Source organism: Xanthomonas sp. SHU 166, from assembly GCF_000364685.1.
Taxonomy (GTDB): Bacteria; Pseudomonadota; Gammaproteobacteria; order Xanthomonadales; family Xanthomonadaceae; genus Xanthomonas_A; species Xanthomonas_A sontii.
Genome location: NZ_AQOJ01000162.1, coordinates 1 through 1710, shown reverse-complemented (window position 1 = coordinate 1710; position 1710 = coordinate 1). Strand labels below are relative to the sequence as shown.

Sequence of the window (1710 nt, the reverse complement as noted above, 5' to 3'; positions counted from 1 at the left end):
GGCGGCGGCGCGGCCTTGCGCGGCAGCGCCAGCCACAGCGCGCGCAGCAGCAAGGCCAGCCCGGCCACGTACAGCGCATCGTCCAGCAGATGCACCAGCGCATAGGCGTCCGGATGGGTGCCGCGCAACTGGGGCGTCATCAGTTCCACCCAGCCCAGCACCGCGTTCAACATACGCGGCAGGATCGCGCCCATCAGCAGCACCGTCAGCCCGAGCCGCGCCAGCGTGCGTGCGCGGCCCGGCGCCAGCCGCGGGAGCAGCAGCAACGCGATCAGCGGCAGCAACAGCCGCGCCAGCAGGCCGAGCCCGCCGGTCAGCACGCTCATGTCCAGCACCGGGTGCACGCTCATCGCCAACATCCTCCCCTCCCTGGACGACGCACGCCCTTGTTCTTCACTGCGATGGCGCCCGCTGCGCCGGCAGGGCGAACCACAACGCCAGCACCAGCAACAGCGCGCTCACTGCCGTCAGCAGCGCGACGATCGCCTCCGACGTGACCATCCACAGGTTGGATTCGGTCGCGTTCGCCGCACGCGACATCAGCCACGCCGGCAACAACGACATGCCCGTCGTCAGTACCACGACCAGCACCAGCACGCCCAACCCCCACAAGCCGAGGGTACGCGGCCGGCCAGGGCCGCGCGTGGCCAGCAACCCCAGCCCGACCGCAGACATCGCCAGGATCGGGAACTGGAACAGCGCGGTGAGCAAGAGATAGTTCACGGCGACAGAGTCCACGCAGGGTCTCCTCTTGATGGGCAGCGAACGGGGCGATCGGCGCCGAGCAGGACCACGCCATAGGCGCGGCCCGGGCGTCCCTGCGGTTCTCGCAGCACGATCTCCCTGGACGCGGGTCGCCGCGACGCCATCAGTGCGGGTTTGCGACGCGCGGCGGCATGGCGAAGCGCAACGCCAGTACCAGCAGCAGCATGCCCACCGCGAAGATCAAGGCGACCGCGCCGTTGACGATGCCCAACAAGCTCGAGATCGACGAGTAACTATGGCCTTGGGAAATCAACCACATCGGCACGAACCACAACGCCAACCCCAGGCCCAGGGCCAGCAGCAGGATCGCCAGCCCGCAGATTCCCAAGGTGCGCGCACGGCCAGGACGGCGCGTGAACAGCAGCGCCAGTCCGACCACATAGACCAGCGCGAGCGGCAACTGCGTGAGCAGTCGCGTCAGCACCTGCAGCATCAATGATTCGTCCATGCGTTTATTCCCGGATAGAGGGTGGAGGCGAAGTGTTTCAGTCGGCGCTGACCAGCACGGCATCGCGCTCGCGCAGCGCGGCGTACACCGGGTCGGTGTCCGGGCGCACGCCGTGCCAGGCCTCGAAGCTCTCGGCGGCCTGTTCCACCAGCATGCCCAGGCCGTCCACGGTGTCGCGGCAGTGCGCCGCGCGCGCCCAGGCCAGGAACGCGATCGCCACCTCGCCGTAGTTCAGGTCCACCGCCAGGGTCATGCTGTTGATCAGCGACAGCGGCAGGGTGAAGCTGGCGGCCGGGTCGCGGCCGATGGTGGTGGCATTGACGATCAGCTCGAAATCGCCCAGCTCGCGCAGGTCCTCCCAGTAGCGCGAGATCGCGCGCGCCGGCTCGCCCAGCGCATCGACCAGCGCGTCGGCGCGTTCCGGCGCGCGGTTGACCACCACCAGTTGCTGTACGCCGGCCTCCAGCAGCGCCGGCGCCACGCCGCGCGCGGCGCCG

3 protein-coding genes and 1 pseudogene are annotated in these 1710 nt (G+C 69.5%); all 4 read right to left on the bottom strand.

The genetic code is table 11. The annotated features are described in order from the left end of the window. On the bottom strand, window positions 1-350 hold a 350-nt coding region (locus D180_RS06075), incomplete at its 3' end, for a hypothetical protein (protein WP_043090552.1). A gap of 43 nt (window positions 351-393) precedes the next feature. Further along, entirely contained in the window at window positions 394-738 is a 345-nt protein-coding gene (locus D180_RS06070; RefSeq protein ID WP_043090551.1) for a hypothetical protein, read from the bottom strand. A gap of 130 nt (window positions 739-868) precedes the next feature. Beyond that, window positions 869-1198 (bottom strand): hypothetical protein, encoded by a 330-nt coding sequence (locus D180_RS06065; RefSeq protein WP_225851504.1) that lies wholly within the window; start codon window positions 1196-1198, stop codon window positions 869-871. Window positions 1199-1250: 52 nt separating this feature from the next. Further along, a pseudogene (locus D180_RS06060) lies at window positions 1251-1710 on the bottom strand (shikimate dehydrogenase); the annotation flags it as partial.